Annotated in this window: 13 protein-coding genes and 1 pseudogene; 8 read left to right on the top strand and 6 right to left on the bottom strand. The window is 64.6% G+C overall.

The window, feature by feature from the left end; all coding sequences use genetic code 11:
- Window positions 1-44 precede the first annotated feature (44 nt).
- Window positions 45-884 (top strand): DUF559 domain-containing protein, encoded by an 840-nt coding sequence (locus G7071_RS07245; RefSeq protein ID WP_166316747.1) that lies wholly within the window; start codon window positions 45-47, stop codon window positions 882-884.
- A 43-nt stretch (window positions 885-927) separates the two neighbouring features.
- Here G7071_RS07245 and G7071_RS07240 read toward each other — a convergent pair.
- The 3 genes and pseudogenes from G7071_RS07240 to G7071_RS07230 all read right to left on the bottom strand — a co-directional run bounded on the left by G7071_RS07240 (window position 928) and on the right by G7071_RS07230 (window position 4,867).
- Window positions 928-1,757, bottom strand: a pseudogene (locus G7071_RS07240) (beta-keto acid cleavage family enzyme).
- A 45-nt stretch (window positions 1,758-1,802) separates the two neighbouring features.
- Complete coding sequence (locus G7071_RS07235) at window positions 1,803-2,933, bottom strand: glycoside hydrolase family 16 protein (protein ID WP_166316744.1); 1,131 nt, start codon at window positions 2,931-2,933, stop codon at window positions 1,803-1,805.
- Window positions 2,934-3,046: 113 nt separating this feature from the next.
- Window positions 3,047-4,867, bottom strand: a complete 1,821-nt coding sequence (locus tag G7071_RS07230) for a polysaccharide biosynthesis protein (RefSeq protein ID WP_166316741.1) — start codon at window positions 4,865-4,867, stop codon at window positions 3,047-3,049.
- 168 nt (window positions 4,868-5,035) lie between these two features.
- Between G7071_RS07230 and G7071_RS07225 the strand changes: the two genes are divergently transcribed.
- From G7071_RS07225 to G7071_RS19965, 7 genes are all read left to right on the top strand, one after another.
- Complete coding sequence (locus G7071_RS07225) at window positions 5,036-5,824, top strand: YveK family protein (RefSeq protein WP_166316738.1); 789 nt, start codon at window positions 5,036-5,038, stop codon at window positions 5,822-5,824.
- On the top strand, window positions 5,767-6,513 hold the full coding sequence (locus tag G7071_RS07220; protein ID WP_166316735.1) for a CpsD/CapB family tyrosine-protein kinase: 747 nt from the start codon (window positions 5,767-5,769) through the stop codon (window positions 6,511-6,513). The genes G7071_RS07225 and G7071_RS07220 overlap by 58 nt, the downstream gene beginning before the upstream one ends.
- 107 nt (window positions 6,514-6,620) lie before the next feature.
- Entirely contained in the window at window positions 6,621-7,535 is a 915-nt protein-coding gene (gene cysD / locus G7071_RS07215; RefSeq protein ID WP_166316732.1) for a sulfate adenylyltransferase subunit CysD, read from the top strand.
- The gene (locus tag G7071_RS07210) at window positions 7,535-8,821 is read left to right on the top strand and encodes a sulfate adenylyltransferase subunit 1 (protein ID WP_166316729.1); all 1,287 of its coding nucleotides are present in this window, start codon (window positions 7,535-7,537) and stop codon (window positions 8,819-8,821) included. The genes cysD and G7071_RS07210 overlap by 1 nt, the downstream gene beginning before the upstream one ends.
- 656 nt (window positions 8,822-9,477) lie before the next feature.
- Window positions 9,478-10,371, top strand: a complete 894-nt coding sequence (locus tag G7071_RS07205; RefSeq protein ID WP_166316726.1) for a GNAT family N-acetyltransferase — start codon at window positions 9,478-9,480, stop codon at window positions 10,369-10,371.
- Entirely contained in the window at window positions 10,358-10,807 is a 450-nt protein-coding gene (locus G7071_RS19970) for a polysaccharide deacetylase family protein (RefSeq protein WP_166316723.1), read from the top strand. Before G7071_RS07205 ends, G7071_RS19970 begins: the two co-directional genes overlap by 14 nt.
- A 14-nt stretch (window positions 10,808-10,821) precedes the next feature.
- Window positions 10,822-11,145, top strand: coding sequence for a polysaccharide deacetylase family protein (locus G7071_RS19965; RefSeq protein WP_166320989.1), 324 nt, complete (start codon window positions 10,822-10,824; stop codon window positions 11,143-11,145).
- Between the two features lie 1,299 nt (window positions 11,146-12,444).
- Here G7071_RS19965 and G7071_RS07190 read toward each other — a convergent pair.
- The 3 genes from G7071_RS07190 to G7071_RS07180 all read right to left on the bottom strand — a co-directional run bounded on the left by G7071_RS07190 (window position 12,445) and on the right by G7071_RS07180 (window position 15,207).
- Window positions 12,445-13,311 carry an IS3 family transposase gene (locus tag G7071_RS07190; protein WP_166316720.1) on the bottom strand — a complete coding sequence of 289 codons (867 nt, stop codon included), beginning with the start codon at window positions 13,309-13,311 and terminating at the stop codon, window positions 12,445-12,447.
- Window positions 13,308-13,604, bottom strand: a complete 297-nt coding sequence (locus tag G7071_RS07185) for a transposase (protein WP_166316717.1) — start codon at window positions 13,602-13,604, stop codon at window positions 13,308-13,310. The genes G7071_RS07190 and G7071_RS07185 overlap by 4 nt, the downstream gene beginning before the upstream one ends.
- Before the next feature lie 331 nt (window positions 13,605-13,935).
- Window positions 13,936-15,207 carry an O-antigen ligase family protein gene (locus G7071_RS07180; protein ID WP_166316714.1) on the bottom strand — a complete coding sequence of 424 codons (1,272 nt, stop codon included), beginning with the start codon at window positions 15,205-15,207 and terminating at the stop codon, window positions 13,936-13,938.
- Window positions 15,208-15,671 lie beyond the last annotated feature (464 nt).

Genomic DNA, 15,671 nt, shown 5'->3' with positions numbered 1-15,671 from the left:
GACGACCCGCGCAGTCGACGCTGGCTCTCGGCAGACTCGGGTCCATGGACCCGGTCGCCGCGCTGACTCGCCTCGGCGGCATCGCCTCCGCTGCCGACGTGCTGGCCCTGACCAGCCGCAAGCGGCTGCGCCGTGCCGTGTCGGCCGGCCGGGTGCTCCACGTCTCCCGCAACCGCTACGCCCTGCCGAGCGCGGACGAGGCTCGGGCCGTCGCAGCCGCGGTCGACGGACACCTGCGCCTGCTGTCCGCGGCCGCGCACTGGGAGTGGGAGACCAGGCGACCGGCACCCTTCCCGCAGGTCCAGGTCGCCGAGAAGCCTGCCCACCCTGTCGACGCCCTGCTTGCCGTGGGTCCGCTCCCCCGTCGCGATCGTGACGGCTGGGCGACGTCGAAGGTCCGCACGGTCCTCGACTGCGCCGCTGAGCTGCGTTTCGACGAAGCGCTCACGGTCGCCGACTCCGCGCTACGCCACGGCGACGTGACGCGTGAGGCACTCCTGGCAGCACTGCCCGCCGACGCGGGCGCGGTCGTCCGGCGCGTGGTCGAGCACGCCAACCCGTTGGCCGCCAACCCGTTCGAGTCGGTCCTGCGAGCGATCCTGGTCGAGGCCGGGATCGAGGTCGTGCCGCAGTGGGCCGTCACTGCAGGTCGGGTCACGTTCCACCCCGACCTCGCCGACCCCTTCACCGGCCTCGCCATCGAGGCCGACTCGTGGGGCAGCCACGCGAGCCGCGCCGACCACGACCGCGACTGCGTCCGCTACAACGCCCTGGTGCTGGCCGGGTGGACCGTCCTGCGGTTCACCTGGGAGCAGGTGATGTTCGAGCCGGAGCACGTCGTGGCCACGGTCCAGGCCGCGCAGACGCTCAGAGCCACGGCCTGAGGGGCCACCCCGGCGCCAGGCCCGCGGGAAGGTCCGGCGACGGTCAGATCCCCAGCAGCTCGCGACACTCGGCGGGCGACATCGGCGTCCGCTGCGCGATCTCGCCGAGGGAGACGGCCCGCGAGACGAGCTGGGCGTTGGACTCCACCGGCACCCCGCGGCTGATCGTGAGGACGTCCTCCATGCCCACGCGCAGGTGGCCCCCATCGACAGCGAGGCGAGGGCGACCGACAGGGTCGAGCGGCCGATCCCGGTGGCCGCCCACGACGTCACCTCCGGCGGCAGGGCCTGGACGCCCGCGACCAGCGCCGGCGCCGTCCCCGGCATCCCCCCGGGGACGCCCATCACGAAGTCGCAGTGCACCTTCCCGCCGGCGGGAGGGCCGTATGTCGACAGCAGCCGCCCGAGCGCATGCACCTGCCCGAGGTCGAAGAGCTCGAACTCGGGCGCGACGCCGCGTTCGAGGGCCAGCTGATAGAGCTCTGCGACGAACGGCCAGGGGTTGAGGAAGACGTCGTCGCCGAAGTTGGTGGTGCCCATGGTCAGGCTGCAGCTGTCGGGTTGGGCGTCGAGCACCTTGAGCCGCTCCTCGAGCGGGTCGTGCACCGAACCCCCGGTCGAGAGCTGCACGACCAGCGACGAGGCCGACCGCACGGCTGCGACCCACTCGCGCAGCAGACCCTGGTCGAGCGTCGGCGCATGGGCCGCGTCGCGCACGTGGATGTGGATCATCGCGGCGCCGGCGGCCTCGCAGTCGGCGGCGGTCTGCGCGAGCTCCTCGGGGGTGGTGGGGAGCTGGGGGCAGTCGGCCTTGGTGGTCTCGGCGCCGGTGGGCGCCACGGTGATGAGGAGTGGTGTGGTCACGCCTCGCATCCTCGCACCCCGCGCGGGGACGCAGGGCAAGAGGCAGACCTCGCCTCAGCCCTTCTGCCAGACCCGGACCCAGTCGACGTCCATGGTCGCAGGGAGGCTCTGGGGCGAGGGCAGGTTGGGGATCTCCCAGTTGGAGACGAGCAGGCTGAGAATCAAGTATTCCTCGGTCTGCGCCACTCCTTGACCGGTCCGCAACGACACCTTCCCGTCGATCCGGAAGACATACTCGCTCGGCGTCCACTCGACCGAGAAGACGTGATAGCTCCCGGCCCAGTCGCTGCCGAAGGACGGCTGGTCGGGGACCCAGCCGCCGGCGACCCTGACAGGCGTGCCGGAGCTGTAGTCCCACACGCTGTTGGTCAGCCCGCCCGACCCGTTGCCGAACCACTCGATCACGTCGATCTCGGCGCCATACCCGCTGCCTTGGGGCTGGAGCCAGAACGCGCCGTGCTGGCCGCGCGGGTCGTGGAACTTCACCCGGGCGGCGGCCACGCCATAGCGGTAGGAGAAGCGACCCTGGGTGCCGACGTGGCCGTTGATGCGGTGGAAGGTGCTCTGCTGCTGGCCGTTGAGGGCGAAGGTGCACGCGTCGTCGCGGTCGGGGTCATCGAGCACCCGCAGGGCCAGCACACCGCCACCGACCGCGGTGGCCCGTGGATCGGTCTTCGAGCACGAGCGGCTCGGCACCTCATAGCCCTGGTAGCGGTGGTCCCACGGCGGTGACAGCGTCGTGCCGGCGAACTCGTCGGAGAAGATCGGGGTGCCCCAGGCGTCGGTGCGGACGCTGCCCGAGGCCGTCTCTTTGTAGGCCTGGTCCCTGGCAGCGAGGACGCGATAGGTCTCCGGGACGCCGTTGAGGGCGTATGCCGACTGGAAGCTCACCCGCCCGCCGGAGTCCTGGCTGCCGCGAGCCGTCTCGACCCACTGACGGCCCCGCTTGGCCTGCAGGATCGCCGTCCGGCCGGGGACCACGGGCGTGAAGGCCGCCTCCAGGGTCGTCAGGGCCGCTGCCGCCGGGCTCGGCGTCGTGCCTGCGTCGGCGAGCTGCGGCAAGGCGCGCAGCGAGGCGGTCTGCGCAGGTGGCGCGCTGCCAGCGGGCGCCGTCGTGGGCGCAGCGAGCGTGATGACAGCGGCGAGGAGAGTCGCGACGAGCGCGGCCAACCGGGAATGGCGCATGTGGTGTCCCTTGGGCGAGCGGATTTACAAAGTAAGCGCCCGGTCGACCACTGACCAGCGAAGTGGTCAAGTCTTTGACTTCCTTCACCCGAAGGAGGGTGAAGATGCGGCTGCTACCCGACGACCTCGGGGACGATGTCACCCTGCAGGCACAGCCCTGCCAGGGCCCGCGTGATGTCCAACGGCTCGCCGGCCCGTGGCAGCGCGAGCGCCGTGTCGACCTCGAGGCGCGGCACCGGCACGTGGGAGACGAGCGGGTGGGAGGGTCGGACGTCCTGGGGCTCGTCGTCGGCGAAGAGCTCCTCGTGCAGCTTCTCGCCCGGCCGCAGGCCGGTGAACTCGATGTCGACCTGCTGCCCCGACTGCCTGATCAGCTGGCGCGCGACATCGACGATGCGGATGGGTGCACCCATGTCGAGCACGAGGGCCTCGCCGTCGCGTCCGATGGCCCCGGCCTGGACCACGAGCTGGCACGCCTCCTCGATCGTCATGAAGTAGCGGGTGACGTCCGGGTCGGTCACGGTCACGGGCCCGCCGGCGGCGATCTGCTTGGCGAAGGAGGTGAGCACCGATCCCCTCGACCCGAGGACGTTGCCGAAGCGGACCGAGAGATAGGTGCCGTCAGCGAGCTCGGCGAAGGTGGTGGTGAGGCGTTCGGCGACCCGCTTCGAATAGCCCAGCACGCTCGCGGGGTTGGCGGCCTTGTCGGTCGAGATGTTGACGAAGCGTTCGACCCCCGTGCTGCGAGCTGCCTCGAGGACGTTGAACGTCCCCACGACGTTGCTCTTGACCGCCTCGTCGGGATATTGCTCGAGCATCGGCAGGTGCTTGAGGGCCGCCGCGTGGAAGACGACCTCGGGTCGGCGCCGCTCGAAGATTGCGCGCAGTGCCGTCAGGTCGCGGATGTCGTTGAGGATGACCTCGTTGGAGTCGAGCAGGGCGCGTCCGTGGATGGACAGCTGCACAGCGTGCAGCGCCGACTCGTCCCGGTCCAGCATCATCAGCTCTGCGGGGTCGAACCGGCTGATCTGACGACACAGCTCGGAGCCGATCGAGCCACCGGCGCCGGTCACGAGCACCCGCCGGCCGGTGAGATAGCCGGCGATGGCGCCGATGTCGGTGTCGAGCTGGTTGCGGCCGAGCACGTCGGTGAGGTTGATGTCGCGGATGTCGCGGATCCCGACGTGGTCGGTCAGCAGCTGCGAGGTCGCGGGGAGGACCTTGACCTCAGCCCCCGCCGCGACGGCCGCGAGCCGCAGCCGGGCGATGACGTCGGCCGACGCGCTCGGTATGGCGATCACGACGGTGGAGGCGTCATAGCGCGCCACTGCATCAGCAAGCTCCTCGGTCGCCCCCAGCACGGGCACGCCCCGGACGCGCAAGCGACGCTTGTGCGGGTCGTCGTCCAGCATGCCGACCGGGCGCCACTCGTGCTGAGGATCGCGCACCATCGAGCGAACCAGCTCCTGGGCCGCTTCCCCGGCGCCGATGAGCAACACCCGGCGGCCTCCCTCGACCTGGAGCGACTTCTCGTCCTTCTCCTTCAGCACGCGCCATACGGCTCGACCAGAGGTGGCCAGCACCATGAAGAAGACGGTCGCGCCCATCGGGACGCTGCGCGCGACCAGGATGGGCAGCAGGTTGGCGAGCGTGACGATGACGCCGGTGGTCGCCGCGGCCGTTCCGATCAGCACGAACTCGTCCAGGCTGGCCACCTTGGCCCGGCCCTGGTGCACGAGGAAGCCCCGTGCCACGAACACATAGACGGCGCCCGCGCCGAGGGCGGTCACCAGCAGCAGCGACCACGAGGGTTGCGCCACTCCGTCATAGCGGATCAGCGCGCACAGCACGAAGGCGACGACCCACATCGACAGGTCATACGCAGCCACCAGCGCTGCGCGACGACGCCGCAGCTTCGAGAAAAGATCGATCATGGAGGTCCCCCTAGACCACTGGTCCAACGACGGGTCGCCGTTTGGGTCACTCCCCGAAGAGGGGCCCGCTGTGCATAACGTGGATACTCGCTCCTGGTTAGAGTTGACCGAGGCGAATGGCAAAGATGTTGCCATCCTGTGCATCGAAAGCGACGGAAGTCACAACAAATGGACCTGAAGGACTATTGGCTGACCCTCCGACGCAGGTGGCGCATCGTCGTGGCCAGTCTTGGCGTCGTCGTGGCCATCGCCGCCATCCTCTCGTTCACCGCGACGCCGCAATTCGAGTCCTCGACGAGGTTGTTCGTGTCCACGAGCCAGGCGGACGACAGCACGACCTTCGCGGGCGGGGCCTATGCAACGCAGCGTGTCACCTCCTATGCCGACCTCGTCGGCAGCCGGGAGCTGGCCGAGCGGGTCGTCGAGGCCCTCGACGCCGATCTCGATCCCGCCGACCTTCCGAGCATGGTCACCGCGACCGTGGTGCCTGAGACCGTCCTGCTCGAGATCACCGTCACCAACCCCGAGTCCGAGGTGGCCCGTGATCTTGCGCAGTCCTATGCGGAGGAGCTCCAAGACCTCGTCGACGAGCTCGAGACACCCGAAGGCAAGCGTGAGGCACCGATCAAGGCGACGATCGTCGATGACGCGCAGGAGACCAGCGACCCGGTGTCGCCCGATCCCGTTCGCAACCTCGCCCTGGCGGCCGTGCTGGGCCTGTTGCTGGGTCTCGGCCTGGCCGTGGCCCGCGAGCTGCTCGACACCTCGATCCGGGCCAACACAGACGTCACCGACGTCACCGACGCGCCGATCCTGGCCAACATCGTGGCGGACGACGCCGCCATGCTCCCCCGAGCGAGACCCTCAAGAAGGCGACGCCGTGGGCCGAGTCGTTCCGGGTGCTGCGCACCAACATGCAATATGTCGAGATCGACGAGGACCAGAAGGTCATCGTGATGACGAGCGCCCTCCCCGGTGAGGGCAAGTCGACGACCGCGATCAACCTCGCGTTGTCCATGGCCCTCGCCGATCGCAGCGTCGCGCTGGTCGAGGCCGACCTGCGCCGTCCGCGCCTCGCCCCCAAGCTCGACCTGGACGGTGCGGTGGGCACCACCAGCGTCCTGCTCGGCAAGGTGTCGCTGGACGACGCGCTCCAGCCGTATGGCGACAGTGGGCTCCAGGTCCTGCTGTGCGGGCCGGTCCCACCCAACCCCTCCGAGCTGTTGCAGTCGCACGCGATGGAGACCTTGCTCTCCGACCTGCGGGCGCGCTTCGACCTCGTGATCCTGGACGCCCCACCGCTACTGCCCGTCACCGATGCAGCGCTGCTGGCCAACCAGGCCGACGGGGCTGTCGTCGTCGTCCGCCACAAGAAGACCACGAAGGACCAGCTCACCCACGCGTTGGAGCGGCTCGAGGCCGTCGGGTCGAAGGCGCTCGGCATCGTGGTCAACCGGAGCCCGGCCAGCAGCTCGTCCGGCGGCTACGGCTACGGGTACGGCTACGGCTACGGCGATGCCCTCGAGCGGAGCGGACAGACCGGAGGCAAGCGGGCCGCACGGGAGACCAAGGAAGAGGCCCGGGTCAGGGCCAGGGCCGAGAAGGAGCGCCGGGGCGACGTGACCCCGACGAGCCGCCGGGGCTGAACGGCGCCGGCGACCCCGCGCCAGTCCTTCACTGCGGCGTCAGTTCAGCAGCCGCCCCAATGCCGGATAGCATGTCGGCGCTGTCCAACGAGAGGCTCTCCGTTCCCATGACCCAGACGCACGTCGACTATCAGCTGAGTCAGCTCGACCAGCTCGAGGCCGAGTCGATCCACATCTTCCGTGAGGTCGCGGCCGAGTTCGAGAAGCCGGTCCTGATGTTCTCGGGCGGCAAGGACTCGATCGTCATGCTGCGGCTGGCGGAGAAGGCCTTCTATCCGGCCAAACTCCCCTTCCCGCTGCTCCAGGTCGACACCGGCCTCGACTTCGACGAGGTCCTCTCCACCCGCGACAACTGGGTCCAGCGCCTCGGCGCCCGCATCCACATCGCGAGTGTCGAGGACGCGATCGCCAAGGGCATCGTGATCGACGACGGCAAGACTAGCCGCAACCGCCAGCAGATCGGCGCCCTGCTCAACGCGATCGAGGAGAACGGCTTCACGGCCGCCTTCGGTGGCGGGCGCCGCGACGAGGAGAAGGCCCGCGCCAAGGAGCGCGTCTATTCCCACCGCGACGAGTTCGGCCAGTGGGACCCCAAGATGCAGCGTCCCGAGCTGTGGAGCCTCTACAACGGCCGCATCCACTCCGGTGAGCACATGCGGATCTTCCCGCTGTCCAACTGGACCGAGCTCGACATCTGGCACTACATCGACCGCGAGCAGATCGAGATCCCGGCGATCTACTTCGCCCACGAGCGCGAGGTCATCCTCCGCGACGGCATGTGGCTCTCGGTCTCCGACGCGGTGCAGCCCAAGGGCGACGAGAAGGTCGAGACCAAGATGGTCCGCTTCCGCACGGTCGGCGACAAGTCGCAGACCGGCTGCGTGGAGTCGACCGCCTCGACCACCGCCGAGATCATCGACGAGATCGCGATCGCCCGGGTCACCGAGCGCGGGGCGACCCGCGGTGACGACCGGTTCTCCGAAGCGGCCATGGAAGACCGCAAGAAGGAAGGCTACTTCTGATGGGCACCCCCCAGACCTCCTCTGACCACGGTCAGATGGATCTCCTCCGCTTCGCCACCGCCGGTTCGGTCGACGACGGCAAGTCCACCCTCATCGGTCGTCTGCTGCTCGACTCCAAGTCGATCTTCGAAGACCAGCTCGAGGCGGTCGAGGCGTCGTCGGTCTCGAAGGGCTATGACTACACCGACCTCGCGCTGCTGACCGATGGTTTGCGCTCCGAGCGCGAGCAGGGCATCACGATCGACGTGGCCTATCGCTACTTTGCGACGCCCAGCCGCAAGTTCATCATCGCCGACACCCCCGGGCACATCCAATACACCCGCAACATGGTGACAGGCGCCTCGACCGCCGACCTCGGCCTCGTGCTGGTCGACGCTCGCCAGGGCCTGACCGAGCAGTCCCGGCGCCACGCGGTGCTGCTGTCGCTGCTGCGGGTGCCGCACCTCGTGCTCGCGGTCAACAAGATGGACCTCGTCGACTGGTCGGAGGAGGTCTACGAGAAGATCCACAAGGAGTTCACGACCTTCGCGACCAAGCTCAACATCCCCGACCTCGAGGTCATACCGATCTCGGCGCTCCAGGGCGACAACGTCGTGACGCGCAGCGAGAACACCCCGTGGTATTCCGGGCCGACGCTGATGCACCACCTCGAGCACGTGCACGTCGCCTCCGACCGCGACCTCGTCGACGTCCGCTTCCCCGTGCAGTTCGTGGTCCGGCCCAAGTCCGACGAGTTCCACGACTACCGCGGCTATGCCGGCATGGTCGCCGGCGGCGTCCTCAAGCCCGGTGACGAGGTGGTCGTCCTGCCGAGCGGCATGACGTCCACGATCCAGGGCATCGACCTCTTCGACCAGGAGATCGCCGAGGCCTTCCCGCCCATGTCGGTCACGGTGCGCCTCGAGGACGACGTCGACGTCTCCCGCGGCGACATGATCGCCCGGGTCAACAACGCGCCGAAGCCGAGCCAGGACATCGACGCGATGATCTGCTGGATGACCAACGAGCCGCTGCGTCCTCGCCAGAAGCTCGCGATTAAGCACACGACGCGGACAGCGCGGGCGATGGTCAAGGACATCCAATACCGCCTCGACGTCAACAGCCTGCATCGCGACCAGGACACCAAGGAGCTCGGGCTCAACGAGATCGGCCGCGTCCAGCTGCGCACCACCGTGCCGCTGCTGTGCGACCCCTACTCGAAGAACCGGACGACGGGGTCGTTCATCTTGATCGATGAAGCGACGGGCGTTACGGTCGGCGCCGGAATGATCAACAACGCCACGTAAAGTTGCGGCACCTCCGATCGTGTCCCACCCTCCAGGCCGAGGAAGGCGTGGGTTGAGCGCCGTCCAACCCATCAACTTAGAGGGCATCGAAGGTTTCGCGTTTTTCACGCTAGGGGAATGCGTCTCATGTCCACGACACCAGACCGCGGCGGTATGCGCCTCAGCAATGACGAAACATGCCTACCCTTAAGATTGCGGAACCTACTCCGATGCCCCTGACGCCCGCGACTGTCTTACACGTCTCGAGCACTGCACTGCCTTCGCTAGGCACAGCGCTCAGAAGACACCTTGCGGGATGACTTCAGCGAAAGTGATCCTACGCCTATTCGACGGTGAACGTTTTCGCGCCTTAGAGTGCACGATTATGTCCGGCGAGCGGATCGTCGTCGCAAACCACGACATGGCCAACCGCTAATGCGCATCCCTGGCTCACGCGGACCACGCACTCATCCAATTGACTGTTCGGCCAATTCGCGTCCGTCAGGAATTCTTAGTCACACGAGCATGTCATTCTTCGACGCAGAGGGCATATGGCCGATATCGAGATTTACAGTCGGCCGACTCCCAAGATCCTGAGAACGTCCCCAGTCCCCAGCAGGGAATGAACTGAAAGGGTTTTCTTGATGAGTTCTAATACCACCTACACGTTTCGTAGATTGGACGAGTCCAACTTCGTCGACTTGAACACACTCAAGGCAGCAGTTTACCAAGCCGGGTCTCCTGAACCTCTAGAGCGCTTCTTCAGCGGTGGCGAAGAGCTTCGCACGATTGGCTACCTTGCTTACGATGCCGCGGATATGGCCTGCGCCTACTATGGAATCTTCCCCATGCACGTCACAAGAGGTTCGAGCCGCAAGTTGGCGGCCCAGAGCGGGTCGACGATGACCCATCCTCACCATCAGGGAAGAGGTCTCTTCAAGACACTCGCGGCGCAAACCTTTGCCACCGCCCGACAATCTCAGATAGAATTTGTTTTTGGATTCCCGAATCGTAACTCCTACCCAGGTTTTGTTCGAAGCCTCGGATGGGAACACCGGCGGACGATGACGAACTACCTGATTCCAGTTCGCACGCTTCCTTTCAACATGGCACGCCGCCATAGTTCAGGAGTCACAGCATGGCAAGCGAAAGTCCTGCGCAAACGGAGCGACGTCTTCTCCCCGACGGAGATACAGGCGCCGCATTACAGTTCGGGAAGAGGCGGGGCTGTCCGCGATGCAGCCTATCTTCATTTGAGGAAGAGCGGGCTCTACGCGATATCAGGTCTCAATTGGGCCTGCTATTTCAAAATCGGCCGGTGGATGGAGGTCGGCGACCTAATAGCAACTTCTGATTCGATAGACGATGCTCTCAGCGAGTTGAAGGGCCTGGCTGGTCAGTTGGGTACGAGTCTCATTAGCGTGCACACCGCTCCGGGCAGCCACCTTGATCGACTACTTTGGCTGAGAGCTCGCGCAAAGACCGGGCTGCCGTATTGCCACCTCTCTCTAAACTCACCCGAGGACCCCGATAATTACGACTTCGCTAGGATTGACTATGACACCTATTAAATCGCGCATTCGTTCGGTGCTAAGAAGTGCCGCGCTGGATGTACTGGGATCATCGGCACGCATCGGGTCGGGCGTACACCTTACCGCTGGTCATTTCATGGGACCCACCCATGAGCACCCGGCCGAACGATTTGATCGTCTTCTTACTTCGCTTGGACGCGTCGCCAGTCTGGTCAGAATCGAGGACGCCCTAGACGCAATTCAGGCTGGGGCCCGCCCGCGAAAGCCAATGATCGCCTTTACATTCGACGACGGATATCGAGATTGGGTTACTCATATCGCACCCGTCCTCGAATCACATCGAGTAAACGCTTTATTTTTCGTTAATCCTGGGCTTGTTGGACTTCCCCGCGACCGAGGTGGAGTCTTTGAGACATCGATCGGTGGCGGGATCGCGAATAAAACTCCCCTGTCCCCCAAGAGGTACAGCAATTAGGTGACCGTGGCCACATAATTGGCGCCCACACTACTCACCACAAGCGTCTGACCGGACTGACTCCAACTGTTCTACAGCAGGAAATCGTTGAGTGCCGGAGTAAGGTCGAGAAGTTGTCTCAGGCACCTTGCCAATGGTTCGCTTGGCCTTTCGGCAGGTACTCAGATATTGACGAGGCTGCATTGTCATTAGCACTGGAAACATATGACCTGGTGTTTAGTTCCGACGGCTACCCCAAGTACACTGGACACCAGGGGCGCGTTTTGAACCGACGGCATATCGAACCGTATTGGCCCGCTCGTCACGCGAAGTTTTTCCTGCGCGGCCAAAGGGTATAGATGCGCCGCGCCCTTGTCGTTCTCGACCAAGCGGTAGTTAGTGCATGCAATCTCATCGTAGTCCTCGCGTGCGCGCGGGTCTTACCTCCCGCAGCATTCGGCGCGTTAGCGATGGGAATTCTTGTCAACACCTTTGCCATTACAGTTTCGCGCGGAAGTCTTGGCATTTTGCTGGCCACTTCGGCTGACGGCGGGCTCACGACGCATGCGCGCCGGGCATTCTTGTCTTGGCTCTTCTATATAAGCTTTGCGATAGGCCTGACGCATTGGGGAATCTCGAGATTTGTAGAATCTGTCCCGTTATCAGCGCATACTCCATACTTTATTGTCGCAGCGTCGATCGTCCCGTTGGTTCTCCACGACAACGTCCGATACGCAGCACACAGTTTAGGAAAACGCCCGAACCATATTACTGGTGCTAACCTGCTCTGGCTCGTAGCTACGACAATCGGCTGGAGCCTGACTTTTACCAGTATGGGTTCAGCGACTCTTGCATTACTTTGCTACGCGGCCGGCAATCTGACGGCACTCGCCATAATTATGAGGGTTTCACGCCTTCGACCTTCCCTGCGCGGACTTCGTGCCATCTCGAAACATGTAGGTGAACTCCGCACACTAGTGGCGCAGTCGAGCCTAGTAGCAGCGCAGCCGCTAGTCGTTTCCTTCATCTGTATTGGCGTGCTGTCACTCAGAGAACTTGCGGGCTTGCGCGGGTCTAGCACCGCTCTCGGGCCTTTCAACGTAATATTTGCGGCAGTCCCGCTCCTACTTCTCCCTCAAATGAGCAACGCTCGTGGAGTTCACAACTCTCGGGTCCGACTTGTGCTGAGCATCTTGGTTGCGTCACTCATTTCCGCAGCCGGGATCTCCTATATTGTTCCCAATAGCGTGGGGCACTTTCTTCTTGGGGAAACTTGGAATGCGGCGCGTCCCGTCATTCCCGTGATGTTGTTGCAATACGCTATCGTGGCAGCAAGCATGTGGCCGAGGCTGCATTTATTGGCATTGCGAAAGTTCAATTCGACGCTTCGAGCCTCGGGTGCTGACATATTCATTGTCGCCGGGCTCGCAGGAGTTAGCGCATTGATCATAGGAACGGCTCAGGGCGTGGCCTGGGGATTGCTATTGGCATCGTCGGCTCAGTGGTTACTCCTGAGTGCTATCTGGCGCCAGGAGAGAACTCCGGCCACACTGCCGCGCGACTAAATTAGGGGATCATCGCCTTCCGGCGGCGCAGCGAGCGTCTGCGAACCCGAGTGCTTCGGATGTGGACTTGCCCCGGTCCGGTGGACACGGTGTTTAGGCGATTGCCTCTTGCTCGAACTCTGCGGGTGAACGGTATCCGAGCCGCTGCTTGATTCGGGTGGTGTTGTAGAAGCCCTCGACGTAGTCGAAGATCGCCGAGCGCAGCAGGGCCCGAGTTCGCCATGCGTGTTGGCCGTGGATCCAGGCGAGTTCGCGCTTGAGGACCGACCAGGTCGACTCGACGGCGGCGTTGTCGTAGGCGTCCCCGGTCGACCCGAACGAGGCGGCGATCCCGAGCCGCTCGAGCTGCTGCCCGAAGGCGAGCGAGGTGTAGGCGGCGCCGCGGTCGGCGTGGTGGATCGGCTTCTGGTCGGGCCGGCGGCGTTCGAAGGCCATCACGAGGGCGTCGATGACGAGGTCAGCGTCGGGGCTGTTGCCCATGGCCCAGCCGATGACTCGACGGGAGTAGAGGTCGATGACTCCGGCGAAGTGGAGCCAGCCTTCGTCGGTGCGGAACTGGGTGACGTCAGCGGCCCAGACCCGGTCGCGAACGGCGGGGTTGAAGTCCCGCTCGACGAGATCGGGTGCCCAGGCAGTGTTCGGCTTGCCGGTGCGCCACTTGCGGCGTGAGTGCGCCCCCACGAGGCCGTACTCACGCATGAGGCGGGCGACCCGCTTCCGACCGGTGCGGTGTCCAAGACGGCCGAGCTCGGCATGAACACGTGGTGCTCCGTAGGTCCGCCGGGAGCGGCTGTGAACCTCGCAGACCACTGCTGCCAACTCGAGGTCACGCTCGGCGTGCGCCGAAGGGCCGCGCATGGTCCAGGCGTAGTAGCCGGATCGAGAAACACCGAGAACTTGGCACAGCCGCTTCACCCCGTAGGTGTCGTGATGCTCGGAGACGAACAGGAAGCGGCTCACCGGGTCATCTCCTTGGCGAAATAGGCGGCTGCCTTGCGGAGGATCTCGCGTTCGACCTTGAGGTCGGAGACCTCCTTGCGCAGCCGCTTCAGCTCCAGTCGCTCGTGTTCGCTCAACGCGCCGGGCAGGGCGTCGAGCGTTTGCTTCTCACGCTCCTTGCGGACCCATGCCCCGAGGGTCTTGTCGCTGATCCCCAGGTCGCGGCCAACCTCGGCCATCGACTTGTCAGTGGTGAGGACCAGGCGGACAGCCTCGGCCCTGAACTCCGCCGGATACTTCGACGGACGGCCCATAACGGACTCCCTTCAGCAAGCCTGCGGCTCACTATCTGGTGTCCACCAGAGCGGGGCAAGTCCAATGCACTCACTAGGAAAAGCCGCGGGTCGTCGCCATCCCGACCGTCGCCAAGCGCCCAAGCGCTCCACGCACATAAGATCTGTCCCTCCGCGTCGGCCCCATAGGAAACCCTCACCGTCAACACCACTGGCTAGGTTGAGCCCATGATTCTCGAACGCTTCACTTCACCCTGCGCAACGTCCCCGCGATCGGGTACGAGCAGGCCCGCTCCATGCGCTTAAGGGCGAGCCGCATGCCGTATACGAACGGCCGAGAAACCTAGAAGGTTCATCCTGCAACTCGGCTAGGCGTAGCGAGCGATGTGAAGTCTGGGTTGTCTTCGATGGGTGACGTACAGGCCGCAGCACAACAAATCCAAAACAACCAGCTGACTACTTGGCCCGTCCCAAACAGAACCGACTCGGTCAAGCCCGTGGCCAACCCCAGGAGTACCGCTCCGCCTAGCCAAGCACCTACGCCTGTCCGGGGGGCGACCAATGCGCCTCGAGCGGCCGCAAAGAACAGCGCAGCGGCCACCGCCATTCCCAGCACACCAAGTTCGAGGAGCAACTGAAGGTAGCTGCTATGCGCAACTTCGAAGGACAAAGCATTGGTTCCGGCCGAATCGCGAAACACTGCTTCGCCCGATCTGAACCCGTACCCTTCGAGTGGACGCAGTTGCCACAGATCAATAGTCAACTGCCACGTTGAGGTACGGTTGCCGAATGAGTCGAAGGAAGCCCCATCGCTGAACCGCGCAAATAGCGGTTCGAGAAGCCCTGTTGTTGAGGGTTGATATGCAGAGGCAAATACGACCGCGAAAGGCACCAGAAACAACGAGGTAGAGACGACTACCCCAGCGCCACGTCGAACCATGACAAAGATTATTGCTAGAAGGCAGGCGACCACCGCGGTCCTTGAGGCCGACAGAAGGAGCGAATACGCGGAAACCGCCGCGAGAGCAAGCATGGTCGCAGACTTCCATCGGACCGGTTGAGATGCAGCGCTGCCGAAGGCAAGCAGGACGGTGAGGGCAGAGTTTGCACCCAAAGCGTTCGGGTTCGCGAATAGCCCAACGTAACGGCCGTGGTATGGACTTAAGTTTGTCACGCCGAATGTCGGAGCGATGAGACCAAGTACAGCAGTGACGCCGAGGACCCACGCGATCGCGGTCACATCGTCAGCGATGTCCTTGGGGACTCGCCATGCTCGGCAAATGCTCAAGTGCAGTAGCAGCGTTAGTGTGCCGAAGGCGGCGGCATTGGTGATGGTGTCAAGGGGGGCGACGGACCATGACGTCGAAGCCAGCGCGAGAAGAGTGAGTCCATACGCGCTTGCTACGAGCCTTCTGGCCGCGGGTGGTGCCTCGATCAGCCGCCGGTGCTGGGGCAGCGCCCACGTGACCAGCACCAGCCCGACCGGGCAGGCAAACCGCAAGAGTGTCAGTGCCGCGTTGCTGGGGACGACTTGTTCAGTAAAGGATGCGGTGAGTAACAGCAAAATCGTGATCGACAACAGCCGTCGTCGGATGCGATGCGTTTTTCCAGGTGCTCTTGCCACGGTCAGGAGTGTAGTTGTAAGCATCAGTAGAAGCGCTGCAAGTTAGAAGCCCGCTCCAACTTGCCTCCCGGAGCGTGTGCACCATACTGAAGAAGATCGAAGCGGCCCCTGGTTCTCTGCCGCTCCGGTACCCCGAGGGGCGAGCTCCCGGCGAAGAAATCGAGTTCCTCCGCAGGATCTCGTTGACCGCGCGCAACCTTCGGTTCTCGGCCTTCAGCTTCCCGATCTCAGCGCTCTCATCGCTCGAAATCCCGGGCCGGCCGCCGACATCGATGTCAGCCTGGACAACCGTCGACGCACCGCCTCCTACCCGATACCGAGCTGCTCCGCGACAGCCTCCGAGACCGCGGTCACCGCCGGGTTGGGTTGTCCGCCCGATGCTCAGCGACCATCCGACGCGCCGGCCCTAGGGCAGGGGCCACCTTCTTGGGCATGAGCTCATCCTCCTTGATTCACAAGGGGAA

The sequence above is a fragment of the Nocardioides piscis genome (assembly GCF_011300215.1).
GTDB classification, from domain to species: domain Bacteria; phylum Actinomycetota; class Actinomycetes; order Propionibacteriales; family Nocardioidaceae; genus Nocardioides; species Nocardioides piscis.
This window is presented reverse-complemented; position numbering and strand designations above follow the sequence as displayed.